We start from the raw sequence: 14,597 nt of genomic DNA, 5'->3' as shown, positions 1-14,597 counted from the left end.
GCTTAGTTTAGCGGCGTTTATCGATGGAGCGAGTTGCGTTCGGACGTTTCGGCCATTCATCGAGTTCATCGTTGAAGAGCGATGCCACCAGAGCGCGCAGCCATGTCGTCCGGGGATCGTTGTGAAACTTCCGATGCCAGTGCTGCTTCAAGTCGAAGTTGGGCAAGGGCAACGGCGGCTCGGCAAGCGTGATGGACGCGTGTTCCGCCACGTACGCATAGCCGATCGCGTGCGGCACGGTCGCGATGAGGTCAGTGCGCGAGAGGATGAACGGCAGGCTCATGAAGTGCGGCGTTTCGAGTACGGCACGGCGGCGGATGCGTTTTTTATCGAGGAAATTCTCGAGTATCTCCTGGCTTCGGCCTTCGGCACGCACCACTGCGTGGCCGCATTCGATGTATTGCCCGAGCGTCAGCGGCCCGCGTGCGCACGGATGATCGCGCCGCATCAGGCAGATGAAGCGATGCGAAAAGAGCCGCTGCTGGAAAAAGTTGGCGCCGTCGAGATCGGGAAAATATCCGACGGCCAGATCGATATCGCCGCTTTCCAGCGCGCGCTCCACCTGATCGTGCCTCAACGATACGGACCGCAAATTCGCCCGCGGCGCCACGTTCGCGAGCGTCTGCAAAAGGCGCGGCAAGAAGACGATTTCGCCCACGTCGGATAGCGCGATGGCGAAGGTATCGGTTGTCACGGCTGGATCGAAATGCTGGGTGTCGAGCAGGCCGCGCTCGATGTGATTCAGCGCTTCGCGTGCCACGGGAACGAGCGCCAGAGCGCGCGGCGTCGGGTCCATGCCACGCGATGTCCGCACGAACAACGGATCGTTGAAATACGTGCGCAGCCGTCCCAGCGCGGTGCTGACACGTGGCTGACTCACACCTAGCCGTTCGGCTGCGCGACTGACGTTGCGCGTCTCTTCGATTGCAACCAGATACGGGATCAGGTTCAGGTCGAGGTCATGTAGCGCGAGGTCGCCGGGTTTCATTGCAGCCATGATCTAGCCGCGCCTCGCGACCATTTCCGATACGCGTTGCGCTGCATCGAGCAATGGATCGAGGAACGCTTTCACCATTTGCTTCGCGTTCTTGCGCTGCGCGTTGCCGCTGATGTTCAGCGCCGCAATCACACGGCCCTGGCGGTCGCGAATGGGCGCGGACATGGAAATGAGGCCTTCTTCCAGTTCCTGGTCGACGATGGCCCAGCCTTGTTTGCGCACCACTTTGAGCGCGGCCTTGAGCGCGGTTTTATCGGTAATCGTGCGGGGCGTGCGGGCTTCGAGCGGACTGGCATTGAGGACGGCGTCGAGTGTGTCGTCATCGAGTGCGGCGAGCAGCACGCGTCCAAGCGACGTACAAAACGCCGGCAAACGGCTGCCGATGGACAAGTTGATGGTAATGATCTTGTGCGTCGGCACGCGCAGCACATACACGATTTCCGTGCCGTTCAGCACGGCCGCCGAACAGCTTTCGTGCACCTGGCCGACCAGTTCTTCCATGACCGGTTCGGCGAGATTCCAGAACGGCATGGACGTGAGATATGCGAAACCGAGATCGAGGATCTTCGCGGTGAGCGTGAATTGACGGCCATCGGCTTCAACATATCCGAGCGCCTGTAAGGTCAGCAAGATTCGTCGTGCGCCGGCGCGCGTCAAGCCAGATGCCGCCGCGACTTCGGACAGTGTTTGCGCGGGGCGCGAAGCACTGAACGAACGAATCACCGACAAACCGCGCGCGAACGACTGAACATAAGCGTCGCCGGGACGGGACGCCGGGTCCGTGTCGGGCAGGTCGCTTTCCTGAGGAAGGGTGGGCATCGTGAATCTTGTCCTTGAAACGGCTCATCGGGACAAACCCGAGGTTCATTGACAGCGCAACGAATGCGGGAATACCATAACATTTGTTCGCTAAACGAATCGATGTTCGCACAGCGAACTTCTAAATGCAAGCGATGCATATCGGTTCAGTCAAAGGAAGGACAGCATGATCAACAAGATTTTCGACTCACTCAGTCAGGCGGTGAAGGACGTTCAGGACGGCGCGACCGTGATGATCGGCGGATTCGGCACGGCGGGCATGCCGTCCGAATTGATCGATGCGCTGATCGAGCAGGGCGCGCGTGAACTCACCATCGTGAACAACAATGCGGGCAACGGCGAAACCGGGCTGGCTGCGCTGCTTAAAGCCAAACGCGTGCGCAAGATCATCTGTTCGTTTCCGCGGCAAAGCGATTCGCAGGTGTTCGACGGTTTGTATCGGGCGGGAGAAATCGAGCTCGAACTCGTGCCGCAAGGCAATCTCGCCGAACGCATTCGCGCGGCGGGCGCGGGTATCGGCGGATTTTTCACGCCGACCGCTTACGGCACGAAGCTGGCTGAGGGCAAGGAAACGCGTCTTATCGATGGCCGGCATTACGTGCTCGAAGCACCGCTGCACGCCGATTTCGCACTGATCAAGGCGTTCAGGGGCGATCGTTGGGGCAACTTGGTGTATCGGAAAACGGCGCGCAATTTCGGGCCGATCATGGTAACGGCGGCGAAGACGGCGATCGTTCAGGTCTCGCAGGTCGTGCCGCTTGGCACGCTTGATCCGGAAGACATCGTGACACCGGGGATTTTCGTGCAGCGCGTGATCGAAGTGCCGCAGGTGGACCATGCCGCCGAGCTGGCGGCATGAACGCAGGTCATCGAAAGGAAATCGACATGAAAAAACTCACTCGCGACGAAATGGCGCAGCGCGTGGCGCGCGACATTCAGGAAGGGGCGTACGTGAATCTGGGCATCGGTGTGCCGACGCTCGTCGCCAATCACCTCGCGGCCGATCGCGAAATTTTTCTGCACAGCGAAAACGGTTTGCTCGGGATGGGACCGGCGCCCGAAAAAGGCGCCGAAGACGACGAGCTGATCAACGCCGGCAAGCAGCATGTCACGTTGCTCACCGGCGGCGCGTTTTTCCATCACGCCGATTCGTTCGCGATGATGCGCGGCGGCCATCTGGATATCTGCGTGCTTGGCGCGTTCCAGGTATCGGCAAAGGGCGACCTTGCCAACTGGCACACGGGCGCGCCCGACGCAATTCCGGCAGTCGGCGGCGCGATGGATCTGGCAATCGGCGCCAAACACGTCTACGTGATGATGGAACTGCTGACCAAACAAGGCGAGAGCAAACTGGTGGCGGAGTGTTCCTATCCAGTGACGGGCGTGGATTGCGTTGATCGCGTGTACACGGATCACGGCGTGTTCGATGTGACGCAGAGTGGATTCGTGGTGCGGGAAATTATCGATGGCTTGTCGTTCGACGAGCTCCAGAAACTGGCGCAAGTGCCCTTGACGTACGAACCGCTTGATGCAGTCTCGGTGGCTTCGACCGTCGCGGCGCAATAAAGGACAACACAGGAGATGGGCATGAAAGAAGCATTCATTTGCGACGCAATCCGCACGCCGGTTGGCCGTTACGGCGGTGCGTTGTCTTCGGTTCGTGCCGATGATCTCGGCGCCGTGCCACTGCGCGCGTTGATGGAACGCAACAAGGACGTGGACTGGAATGCGATCGACGACCTTATTTTCGGTTGCGCGAACCAGGCAGGCGAAGACAACCGGAACGTCGCGCGGATGTCGGCCTTGCTGGCCGGCTTGCCTGATTCACTGCCCGGGTCGACGATCAACCGCCTGTGCGGATCGGGCATGGATGCAATCGGTGTGGCCGCGCGCGCGATCAAATCGGGCGAAGCGGCGCTGATGCTGGCGGGCGGCGTGGAGAGCATGAGCCGCGCGCCGTTTGTTCAGGGCAAGGCGACCAGCGCTTTCTCGCGCCAGGCGGAAATCTACGATACGACCATCGGCTGGCGTTTCGTGAATCCGCTGATGAAGAAGATGTACGGCGTCGATTCCATGCCCGAAACAGCCGAAAACGTCGCGACCGACTATAAGGTGAGTCGCGAGGATCAGGATGCCTTCGCGTTGCGCAGCCAGCAAAAAGCGGCGCGCGCGCAAAAGGACGGAACGCTCGCGCAAGAGATCGTGTCGGTTTCCATCGCGCAGAAGAAGGGCGATCCGGTGCTGGTTTCGCAAGACGAGCATCCGCGTGAGACGAGTCTCGAGGCGCTCGCGAAGTTGAAGGGCGTGGTGCGGCCGGACGGCAGCGTGACGGCAGGCAATGCGTCGGGCGTGAACGACGGCGCCGCAGCGCTGCTTCTCGCCGATGAAGACAGCGCCAAGCGCTTCGGTCTCGTGCCGCGCGCCCGCGTGCTCGGCATCGCGACGGCCGGCGTGCCGCCGCGCGTGATGGGCATCGGTCCGGCGCCGGCATCGCAGAAACTGTTGAAGCGGCTGGGCATGAGCATCGATCAGTTCGATGTGATCGAGCTGAATGAGGCGTTTGCATCGCAGGGATTGGCCGTGTTGCGCATGCTCGGTATTGCCGACGAAGATCCTCGCGTCAATCCGAACGGCGGCGCGATCGCGCTCGGTCATCCGCTGGGCATGAGCGGCGCTCGACTTGTCACGACCGCGATGTATCAGCTGCACCGGACGGGCGGACGCTTCGCGCTTTGCACAATGTGTATTGGCGTGGGGCAGGGCATTGCGATTGCCATCGAGCGCGTGTGATGTCCGTGTCCGATGCGGCATTTTCCGCGACCGGGCGGCTCACCGATCTGATCTGCGGCACGCACGAGATGAACGCCGTGTGGTCGGCACGCCAGACCGTTCAGTCGATGCTCGATGTCGAAGCGGCGCTCGCCAGGGCGTCGGCCGTGCACGGCGTGATTCCGGCGAACGCGGTCGAGGCGATCGTGAGCGCGTGCAACGCTGATTTGATCGATGCAGACACGCTGATGTCGGGCGCCGCGTCGAGCGGCAATCTAGCGATTCCGTTGGTCAAGCAACTGACGGCGGCGGTCAAGTCCAAGGACGCCGATGCCGCCAAGTTCGTTCATTGGGGCGCGACGAGCCAGGACATCATCGATACCGGCACGATCCTGCAATTGCGTTCCACGTTCGATGTGCTGGAAACCGGGATCGATGAGTTATGCGTCGCGCTCGCGCTTCAGGCCGACAAATATCGTACGACGCCGATGATCGGTCGCACGTGGCTTCAGCAAGCCTTGCCTATTACGCTTGGTCTCAAATTCGCCCAATGGCTCGACGCGCTGACGCGGCATCGCGAACGTCTGGCGCAATGCCGCGCGCGCGTGCTGGTGCTGCAATTCGGCGGTGCCGCCGGGACGCTGGCAAGTCTGCGCGACAAGGCGCCTCAAGTGGCGAAAGCATTGGCCGATGATCTGAAGCTTCAACTTCCCGCGCTGCCGTGGCATACCCAGCGCGACCGGATCGCAGAGGCGGCGACGTGTTTCGGCATGCTCATTGGCACGTTGGGGAAAATTGCCCGAGATATTTCCCTGCATATGCAGACGGAAGTTGGCGAACTCGCGGAACCGGCCGCGGCGGGCAAAGGCGGTTCGTCCACGATGCCGCACAAACGTAATCCCGTCGGCTGCGCCGCTGTTCTGACCGCCGCAATGCGCGCGCCGAATCTGGTGGCCACCGTTCTTGGCGGCATGGTGCAGGAGCATGAAAGGGCGCTCGGCGGATGGCAGGCCGAATGGGAAGCGCTGCCGGATCTTGCCCGATTGTCCGGCGGAGCACTCGCCCAGATCACCGCAATCGTCTCGAATATTGAAGTGAACACGCAGCGGCTTGCAGCCAATCTCGACCTCACAAATGGGCTGATCCTCGGCGAGGCGGTGATGCTTGCGCTTGGCGATCGCATCGGCCGGCTCGATGCTCATACGCTCGTTGAACATGCATCGAAGGAAGCTGTTTCGAAAGGAACGACGCTCCACGACGTACTTTCAAACGATGAACGCGTCACCCAGCATCTGTCTTCCATACAACTGCAAGCGCTGCTCGATCCCGCCAATTACGCGGGTCAGGCGGCCGCTTTCGTCGATGCCGCACTGAAGCTGCATCGGTCAAATTCATCCAGGAGCGCTTCGTAATGCCTTATGCCGCCGTCAACGGTATCCAGTTGTTTTATCGCGTCGATGCTTCGGCCGGCCACGATGCGCCCTGGATTGTGCTGTCGAATTCGCTTGGCAGCGACGTATCCATGTGGACGCCGCAAGTCGAAGCGCTGGCGGCGAAATATCGCGTGCTGCGCTACGACACGCGTGGCCACGGCCGCTCGGACGCGCCGGCGGGTCCGTACACGCTCGACGAGCTTTCCGGCGACGTGATCGGCCTGCTCGATTCTCTCGGCATCGAGCGCACGCATTATTGCGGCCTGTCGATGGGCGGCATCACCGGCATTGCGCTTGCCGCGCGCTTTCCGGAGCGCTTCGAGCGCGTGGTGCTTTCGAACACGGCAGCGTTGATCGGCTCGGCTGCGACGTGGAACCCGCGGGCCGCAAAAGCGCGCGAGGAAGGCGGTATGTCCGCGCTCGTGGATCCGGTCTTGCAGCGCTGGTTTACGGCGGCTTTTATCGCGGACCATCCGCTGCTGTTGTCGGGGATTCGCGACGTGTTCCGCCATACATCGGGCGAGGGTTACGCGGCGAACTGCGAGGCGTTGCGCGACGCCGACGCTCGCGAAGAAGCTAAGACCATCAAGGCGCCGGTGCTCGTGATCGCCGGTACGCACGACCAGTCCACGACCGCCGAGCAAGGGCGCGAACTGGCGGCTTACATAAAAGGCGCGCGATATGTCGAGCTCGATGCCGCGCATTTATCGAACATAGAACAAGCGGGCGCCTTCACTAAAACGCTGCTCGAATTCCTGGGAGACTGACATGACCGAAGACAAACGTTACGAAGCGGGATTGACCGTACGTCGCGCGGTGCTCGGCGACGCGCACGTCACGCGCTCGCTCGAAAATCGCACCGATCTCACGACTGAGTTCCAGAATCTGATCACGCGATATGCATGGGGCGATATCTGGACGCGGCCCGGTTTGCCGCGCCATACCCGCAGCCTCCTGACCATCTCGATGATGGTCGCGCTCAATCGCAGTGAAGAGCTCGCGCTGCATCTGCGCGCCGCGAAGAATAACGGCGTCACACGCGATGAAATCAAGGAAGTGCTGCTGCAGACGGCGATTTATTGCGGCGTACCTGCCGCGAATTCGGCGTTCCATCTGGCGCAAAAGATCTTCGATGAAGAAGACCGCCCGGGCTGATTTCGCGCGTTGTATGGTGTAGTCACCAAATAAAAATACATGGCAGGAGACAACCATGGCCCAGCTTGACGGCACGCTCGACGTGCAAAGGTTCATCGACGAACGGCGGTTTTCGCCCTATCAGTGGATGATCCTGATCTTGTGTTTCTTGATCGTGGCGGCCGACGGCTTCGATACGGCGTCCATCGGTTTTGTCGCACCCGCGTTGGTACAGGAATGGCATCCGAGCAAGGCCGCGCTCTGGCCGGTCATGAGCGCGGCGCTTTTCGGGCTGGCCATAGGCGCGCTCTTTGCCGGGCCGCTTGCCGACCGGATCGGCAGAAAACGCGTGCTGATCGGTTCGGTGCTTTCGTTCGGCGTCTTTAGCGTGCTGTGCTCTTTTTCCACATCGCTTTCCATGCTCGCCGTCATGCGGCTTTTGACGGGCATCGGCCTCGGCGCCGCGATGCCCAACGCCACCACGCTGATGTCCGAATATTCGCCGGCCCGCATGCGTGCGTTGATCGTCAACACGATGTTTTGCGGTTTCACCGTCGGTGCTTCGGCCGGCGGCCTGGTTGCCGCGATGATCATCCCGCATTTCGGCTGGCGAAGCGTGTTTGTGGTCGGCGGGATCTTGCCGCTGGCGCTTTCGGTCGTGTTGATCGTGTTGCCGGAATCGGTCCGTTTCATGGTGTTGCGTGGCTGGCCGGTCGATAAGATTTCGGCGGTGCTTCGGAGAATCGCCCCCGAGGTTCCCCTGCAGAATTTGCGGTTCGTGCTGCCAGAGAATGCCGATCCACAAAAGCGCAGTGGATTGGCCGTTGTCCTGTCCAGCCAATTCCGGACGGGGACAGTGCTCCTGTGGATCACGTACTTTGCGGGGCTTCTCGTCTATTACTTGTTGACCAGCTGGCTGCCCACGTTGATCCGCGATACCGGCTTCACGATCCGCGAAGCGTCCGTTGTGACGGCGCTGTTTCCGCTTGGCGGAGGCATTGGCGCCATCGGGGTCGGCTGGCTGATGGATCGTTTCGAGCCGCATCGAGTCATTGCCATCACCTACGTGCTGACCGGCTTTTTTGTGTGGCTGGTCGGGCAACAATCGGCGAGCATCATGTGGCTCGGTGCGTTGACGTTCGTCGCCGGCGTCTGCATGAACGGCGCGCAATCGTCCTTGCCGGTGCTGGCTGCCGCGTTCTATCCGACCAGCGGACGCGCGACCGGCGTTGCCTGGATGCTGGGCGTGGGCCGGTTCGGCGGAATCCTTGGTGCATCGACGGGAGGTTTCCTGCTGCAAGCCGGAGTCGGGTTCAGCGCCATTTTTGGATTGCTCGCGGTGCCGTCGCTGATTGCGGCTGTCGCGTTGATCATCAAGCGCGGTGTATCGCGAAGCACGCAGGTCGGGATGGAAGGGCGGCCGTTATAGAAGGTTTTTTCAAAGTAATTAGTTCTTAGTTGAGCGGCGGCGTTGGAAACAACGTCGCCGTTTTTGCGTTTGGTTTTGCGTTCGGGATGGACTCACGGTTTGGGATTAGGACGGAGCGCATCGCGTCATATAGCCCGATCGGGATAAGAGCAAGACTCGAATTATTCTGTACTCGCGTTGACTGAGTACCTGTAGAGCCCTGTATCGGCTTGGTTTCTCTATATCAATGACATCGATCCCCTCGATTTAAGAGTTTACTGATAGGGGAAATTTATCTCGATCTGTCAAAGTAGCACACATGCGTGCAATCTTTTTCAGGTTGCACAAGTGCGGCGTCCATGATGTTTCTTCGTGCAACAGGGTAATTCGTTATCCGAAGAAACTCTTGCATACGCTCAAGTCAATTGTCTGGATTGTTCGGACAGTCCTGAGGCCACGTCAACACTTCCGGGTGCGCATAAGCGTGCTCAAGACCTGAGCGAGTCATCCAAATGAAATTTACGCAACGCGTTCCAGCAAACAAACCAACCGAAGTGTCGGCCATTGGACTTCGTACGTCGCGCGTAAGGACGTTCTCTGAGGCGAGCTTCCTTCGCCGGCGAACCCCGATCGGCACGGCAATATTGCTCGCGCTGGCACCTGTTTCTTTGCTTACTTTGTCGCCGGCTGCGAGCGCGGCGCTTGTCGATGATCTCATTCATGCATCGCAGCTGCGCCAGGCTCTGGCCGCGGTGGTGCCCACTGTCTCGTCCGGCCTGACGCCGGAACAACTGATTGTGTCGGGGCTTGTGGACGGCCTGACCCCGAGTGAAGCGATCGGCACCAATTCGGTCGCAGTGGGTGTGAACACCCACGCAATGGGCGACTACGCGATCGCCGTTGGCTCATACGTGGGGGCGGCTGCGGGCAGCGTTGCAGTCGGGATGGGTGTGTCGTCGAACGGCGCTGAATCTACCGCGATGGGCGTTCGCACGGCAGCGGATTCAGATCGAAGCCTGGCGATCGGCTGGCGAACGAACGTTAATGCGAATAGCCCGGATTCGCTGGCAATCGGATCGTCCACCCAGGTCATGGGTGTAGCCGCAGGCGGTATCGGCAAGGACAACGCCGTTGGGGGAGCCGGAACTTATGCGGTGGGTAACGACAACGTCGCGTTCGGCGCAGGCTCGTTCGTGCTTGGCAGCAATGTCACGGCACGGGGAAACAACAGCGTTGTGCTCGGAGCAAATAGCGACGGATCGATGAGTAACGTGGTGTCGGTCGGAGATACCGGGACTGAACGGCGCATCGTGCATGTGTCCGCGGGACGCGACGGAACGGACGCGGTCAACCTGAATCAGCTCAAGGCCCTCGGCGCGACCACGAATTCAGCTGGTGCCATCACCAATGGATTCGTTGCATATGACAACGTGGATAAAACGGCGATTGCACTCGGCGGGACGTCAGGGCCGGCTGTCCGGATCAGCAATGTTGCTGCCGGTGGATTGAATTCGCTGAGCAGCGAAGCGGTGAACGGCGCGCAACTTTACGCAACCAACTCGAACCTGAGCGACGTCACCACGTTGCTCACAGGTTTGACTCGAGCAGAACCCTTGAAGCTGACTTACGCAGACGATTCGAAAGCGAACGTCATGCTCGGCGGAACCAACGGAACGGTCATCTCCAATGTGAAATCAGGAGTGATGGATCAGGACGCGGTCAACGTGGCTCAATTAAAGAGCGCCGGCTTAATCGACGCGGCAGGCAATGCGGCTGCAGCCGTTACCTACGACTTGAATGTAGACGGCACGGTCAATCGAAGCAGCGTGACGCTGGGTGGGCAAGGCGTTGCCGTACCGGTTGCGTTGCGCAACGTGGCCGCGGGTGAGGTCAAGGCGGGCAGCACCGACGCAGTGAACGGCGACCAGTTGTTCCAGACCGCGCAACTCGTCGACAGCATCCAGAACGGTGGAGCGCTGAAATATTTCAACTCCAATTCGACACTTGGAGCTGCAACAGCAACAGGCGCCGACGCGACGGCTATCGGCGGCAATGCGCTCGCGAGCGGGAGCAACGCCATTGCACTGGGTGCGAACTCCGTGGCTGACCGGGCAAACAGCGTATCGGTGGGTGCTGAGGGCAGCGAGCGGCAGATTACCAACGTGCAGGCCGGTACAGCCGATTCCGATGCGGTCACCGTTGCTCAGTTGAAGAACGCGGGACTGGTGGATTCAGCAGGCAATGCTACCGCGGCGCTTACGTACGACATGCGGCCGGACGGAACGGTCAATCGAACGAGTATTACGCTCGGCGGAGCAGACGCAACTGCACCGGTCGCGTTGCGCAATGTAGCGGCGGGCACGGTGAAGGCAGGCAGCACCGATGCAGTGAACGGCGACCAGTTGTTCCAAACTGCGCAACTTGTCGACAGCATCCAGAACGGTGGAGCGCTCAAGTACTTCGTCTCCAACACCACGCTTGGAGCAGCAACGGCAACAGGCGCCGACGCGACGGCTATCGGCGGCAATGCTCGGGCAAGCGTGGACAACTCTGTCGCGCTGGGTGCAAATTCCGTGGCTGACCGGGAAAACAGCGTGTCAGTGGGAGCGGCCGGTAATGAGCGGCAGATTACCAATGTGAAGGCCGGCACATCGGACACTGACGCAGTCAACGTCGCCCAATTAAAAACCGCGGGTCTTGTCGATGAAAACGGCAAGGCAGCAACGGCGCTCACCTACGACAAAGATGCAACTGGCGCCACCGATCTTGGCAATGCTACGTTGGGGCAAGGTATTGCCGGCGGCACGGTTCTGCACAACGTCGCAAGCGGCGCCGTCGCTACAGACGGGGTGAACCTTGGGCAACTCAACGACGCGGTGTCCCGCGTGAACAACTTCACGGCGTCGAGCACCGCACTTTATGCGGCTTCCGGCGATACATCGAAAGAAGCCGCTGCTGCTACCGGCGATCATTCCGTCGCACTCGGCGCGAACGCTACTGCCACAGCCGCGAACTCCGTGGCGCTCGGCGCGGGATCTGTCGCTGACCGAGTGGCATCGGTATCGGTTGGAGCGCGTGGAAGCGAGCGCCAGATCACCAATGTGGCAGCCGGTACATCTTTGACCGATGCCGTCAATCTGGATCAACTGAACAAGTCGGCCAGCTCGACGCTTAGTCAGGCCAACAGTTATACGGATCAACGGTTCAGCAATACCGACCAGCAAATCCGCGATCTCGATCGCAATACGCGCAAAGGTATTGCATCGGCATCGGCGTTAAACGTCGTCACGCCGTATCTGCCAGGACGCACCACGCTGAATGCAGGGGTTGCGGCGTATCGGGGGCAGGCAGCAATGGGCATCGGCGTATCGCGCTGGAACGACAAGGGAACCATCAACTTCAATGGTGGCGTGTCGTCGTCAGGTGGCAACAGCACGATCGTCCGCGCGGGCGTGGGGTACGTGTTGGGCATTTAACCGGTCGGCACGAAGAGCTCGTTTCGACTGTCACTCATCGCCGCGATGCGTCGCGGCGCGTATAGCCAATCTGCGGCGGTGATCTGCCGCGGATGCCCACCTCGCTGAAATATGAAAGCCATTATCTTCGGCGTTGCCTGCCTTTTTGTGCTGACGGGCTGCGCAAATAACGCAGTGCGCGACAGTCTCGGCATTCAGGATCCAACCGTATTGCAAACCGGTTTCGGCGCGGAGCAAAGCGCGCAAGCGGGCGCAGCGACCGAGCCATGGACGGAAACGTATGGCCATGTGGGTAATCCCCGTAGGACGCTCGGTCTCCTGCAGGCGCGACTCGACCAGATGGATGACCGCAAGAACAGCTATTTTGGCTTCAAGGATCAATGTTGGATCGACGCAGCGAAAAGCGAGCTTGAAGCAGGGGATCGCTGGGGGTTTGTTGAAGAGTCCATCGGGGAAGCTGCGCGACTGACGGCTGGCTTGGAGGGCTCGCAGCCGCTGACATTCGACAATCCTCCGTTGCGCACGGTCGCACCCTTACGGATCGATTTGACGCGGAGTTTTCGCGCAGCGCTCGCTGATCCTCGAGTCCTCAACTGCCCACAGGCTCAAAAGCAAATTGCATGTTCCGAGGTTGGATTGATGCACGCGGGCCACGATGCCTGGACCCGGCAGTTCAATGCGGCCAAGGCAAAGGTAGACAAGATCGAGTCGACACTCGCCGATGTCCAACAGAGCCTTGAAAGCTGCGGCGTTTCGGCTATGCAAACCGACGTGCCAGTCGTCGAGCCAACAGTAGTCGCTTTACCAACCGATATGCTTTTTGCTTTCAACGGCAGCAAGGTCGAATCGATCACAGCGGACGGTCGCGAAAAGCTCGACGACCTTATCGCCGGCGCGAACAGCGTTAAGAACAACTACGCCGTGAAGTCGATCACGATTTCCGGATTCACCGATCGTCTTGGCAGCAACCCCTACAACCTGCATTTGTCGCAGAGGCGGGCAGATGCCGTCCGGCGCTATCTGGTTGATGGCGGCGTGCGGGCGGACGTGGTGGCGCAGGGATACGGGCGGGCATCGCCGGGAACGGATTGTCGAATGCGCGACTGGAATTCGTTGGTCGCATGTCTCGCGAACGATCGCCGTGTCGAGCTGCGTTTCGAGCATGCTGGACCAACGAGCGGTGAGCAAAGCGATGACTAAATGCTGCGGCTCTAATGTAGGAGCCACAGCATCGAGACACACGTCCAACGCCTAGAACGCGTAGTAAGGACCGTTGCCAGCCGGCGTTACTTGCGCTTCGATCGCAGTGAAGACACGTCTACCGAAAAAGAAGGGCAGGCCCCAGTCGATATAACCATTGGTTGGACCGGCAAGATTGCCAAACGCATTGTTATTGCTGGCGAAAAGCGTCAATGCGTTGCCTATGGTAAATGTCACGCTCTTCGTTGCACTGTTGGTGCCTATAACGCTTGCCGAAAGGCTCTGCGTGGCTGTCGGGCAAAACCAAAGGCCGCATCCGGGAATTGAAGCGGCCGGGAAGAACAAGCCGTTCGAGCCGCTATCGATAAAACTCGTAGCGTACGTGCTTCCCTGAAACGCGGTCTTTACAAATCCCGTGACGCCGTTGCCCGGTAGTACTTGCGCGCTTCCCAATTGATTGTTCGACTGCGAGCCTATGCCGAACGTCATGCTGCCGGAAATGCTGGGTGCGCCGGTGTCGGCAATCGAAGGCAACTCGATCAAAACGCCATTGTTATCGGTAGCAAAGTTGCTGACCGGATTGGTCACTTGCTGGGTAACGGGAAGCTTTGTCGATACGCACGCTCCAGATGTGCAACTGTAGTACCAGCGCGGCAAGGCAGTGGTCGCGCAACCACTGCCGCAATCGGCGGCGAATGGGCCCACGCCGAGAATGCCGTTACTCCGCAGCGCCGTTGCTGTGAGCATAGGTAGCCCTGAGTTGCTGCAGTTGGCCGGAACCGCTGGCACGGATGGATCGGCGATGACCTGGATAGATGTCGATGCAGCTACTTCGCTGGCAAGGTGGACATCGGCGGTACGCACTGAGCCCCATGTATAGCCCGAACCAAAGACAGTGCAGGAGGCGGTCGATGCGCCGCCAGCGCTCCTTACTGCTGGGAGGGCCAATGCAGGTGTGAGCGCCGAGGCGAGGATGCGAAGTCCTTGCGAGCCGGTATCGACTTGAATGTTGTCGATGGTCTGGCAAGTCGCCGTTCCCGGCACGCAGATCGTCACACTGGTTTGCAGCATGTTGCGCGTTCCAGTCGCGATTTTCGCAACCGTGATCGGTACGACATTTGGTGTCGTCGATTGAACCACGACGTTGACGGGTGGACTGGCGGCTGTTTCTGGAGCGGAAGCAGGGGCCGCTACGGAAGCAGGCGCGGCGGCAGCGGGTGCGCTCGCGGCCGGGACTGAACTGGCAGTTGCAGGCGCGGCAGCGCTAGTGGAAGTGGAATCGCTTCCTCCGCCACCACCGCAGGCCGCGACGATGGAGCACGCAACAATGAGCATCAGGAACAAAAAAATTCGCATGATTG

The 14,597-nt window shown here is 60.2% G+C and carries 12 protein-coding genes; 9 read left to right on the top strand and 3 right to left on the bottom strand.

Annotated elements, in window-relative coordinates:
• Positions 1-7 precede the first annotated feature (7 nt).
• Together ASG35_RS25310 and ASG35_RS25305 are read right to left on the bottom strand one after the other, a co-directional pair.
• A complete protein-coding gene (locus tag ASG35_RS25310; protein ID WP_056364645.1) occupies positions 8-988 on the bottom strand; it encodes a LysR family transcriptional regulator in 981 nt (326 codons plus the stop codon).
• 12 nt (positions 989-1,000) lie between these two features.
• Positions 1,001-1,816, bottom strand: coding sequence for an IclR family transcriptional regulator (locus tag ASG35_RS25305; protein WP_056364174.1), 816 nt, complete (start codon positions 1,814-1,816; stop codon positions 1,001-1,003).
• Positions 1,817-1,982: 166 nt separating this feature from the next.
• Between ASG35_RS25305 and ASG35_RS25300 the strand changes: the two genes are divergently transcribed.
• The 9 genes from ASG35_RS25300 to ASG35_RS25260 all read left to right on the top strand — a co-directional run bounded on the left by ASG35_RS25300 (position 1,983) and on the right by ASG35_RS25260 (position 13,236).
• Entirely contained in the window at positions 1,983-2,675 is a 693-nt protein-coding gene (locus ASG35_RS25300; protein WP_056364172.1) for a 3-oxoacid CoA-transferase subunit A, read from the top strand.
• A 26-nt stretch (positions 2,676-2,701) separates the two neighbouring features.
• Positions 2,702-3,382 carry a 3-oxoacid CoA-transferase subunit B gene (locus ASG35_RS25295; protein WP_056364169.1) on the top strand — a complete coding sequence of 227 codons (681 nt, stop codon included), beginning with the start codon at positions 2,702-2,704 and terminating at the stop codon, positions 3,380-3,382.
• Positions 3,383-3,403: 21 nt separating this feature from the next.
• A complete protein-coding gene (gene pcaF / locus ASG35_RS25290) occupies positions 3,404-4,606 on the top strand; it encodes a 3-oxoadipyl-CoA thiolase (RefSeq protein ID WP_056364642.1) in 1,203 nt (400 codons plus the stop codon).
• Positions 4,606-5,997 (top strand): 3-carboxy-cis,cis-muconate cycloisomerase, encoded by a 1,392-nt coding sequence (locus tag ASG35_RS25285; RefSeq protein ID WP_056364167.1) that lies wholly within the window; start codon positions 4,606-4,608, stop codon positions 5,995-5,997. Before pcaF ends, ASG35_RS25285 begins: the two co-directional genes overlap by 1 nt.
• A complete protein-coding gene (gene pcaD, locus ASG35_RS25280; protein ID WP_056364166.1) occupies positions 5,997-6,785 on the top strand; it encodes a 3-oxoadipate enol-lactonase in 789 nt (262 codons plus the stop codon). The genes ASG35_RS25285 and pcaD overlap by 1 nt, the downstream gene beginning before the upstream one ends.
• Before the next feature lies 1 nt (position 6,786).
• Complete coding sequence (gene pcaC, locus ASG35_RS25275) at positions 6,787-7,173, top strand: 4-carboxymuconolactone decarboxylase (RefSeq protein ID WP_056364165.1); 387 nt, start codon at positions 6,787-6,789, stop codon at positions 7,171-7,173.
• 55 nt (positions 7,174-7,228) lie between these two features.
• The gene (locus ASG35_RS25270; protein WP_056364164.1) at positions 7,229-8,581 is read left to right on the top strand and encodes an MFS transporter; all 1,353 of its coding nucleotides are present in this window, start codon (positions 7,229-7,231) and stop codon (positions 8,579-8,581) included.
• A 491-nt stretch (positions 8,582-9,072) separates the two neighbouring features.
• Entirely contained in the window at positions 9,073-12,036 is a 2,964-nt protein-coding gene (locus ASG35_RS25265) for a YadA family autotransporter adhesin (protein ID WP_056364163.1), read from the top strand.
• Positions 12,037-12,375: 339 nt separating this feature from the next.
• Positions 12,376-13,236, top strand: coding sequence for an OmpA family protein (locus ASG35_RS25260; RefSeq protein WP_162244442.1), 861 nt, complete (start codon positions 12,376-12,378; stop codon positions 13,234-13,236).
• A gap of 51 nt (positions 13,237-13,287) precedes the next feature.
• Here ASG35_RS25260 and ASG35_RS25255 read toward each other — a convergent pair whose 3' ends face one another.
• A complete protein-coding gene (locus ASG35_RS25255; protein ID WP_056364159.1) occupies positions 13,288-14,592 on the bottom strand; it encodes a DUF3443 domain-containing protein in 1,305 nt (434 codons plus the stop codon).
• Positions 14,593-14,597 lie beyond the last annotated feature (5 nt).

The organism is Burkholderia sp. Leaf177 (assembly GCF_001424345.1).
In the GTDB taxonomy this organism is placed as follows: Bacteria; Pseudomonadota; Gammaproteobacteria; order Burkholderiales; family Burkholderiaceae; genus Caballeronia.
This window is presented reverse-complemented; position numbering and strand designations above follow the sequence as displayed.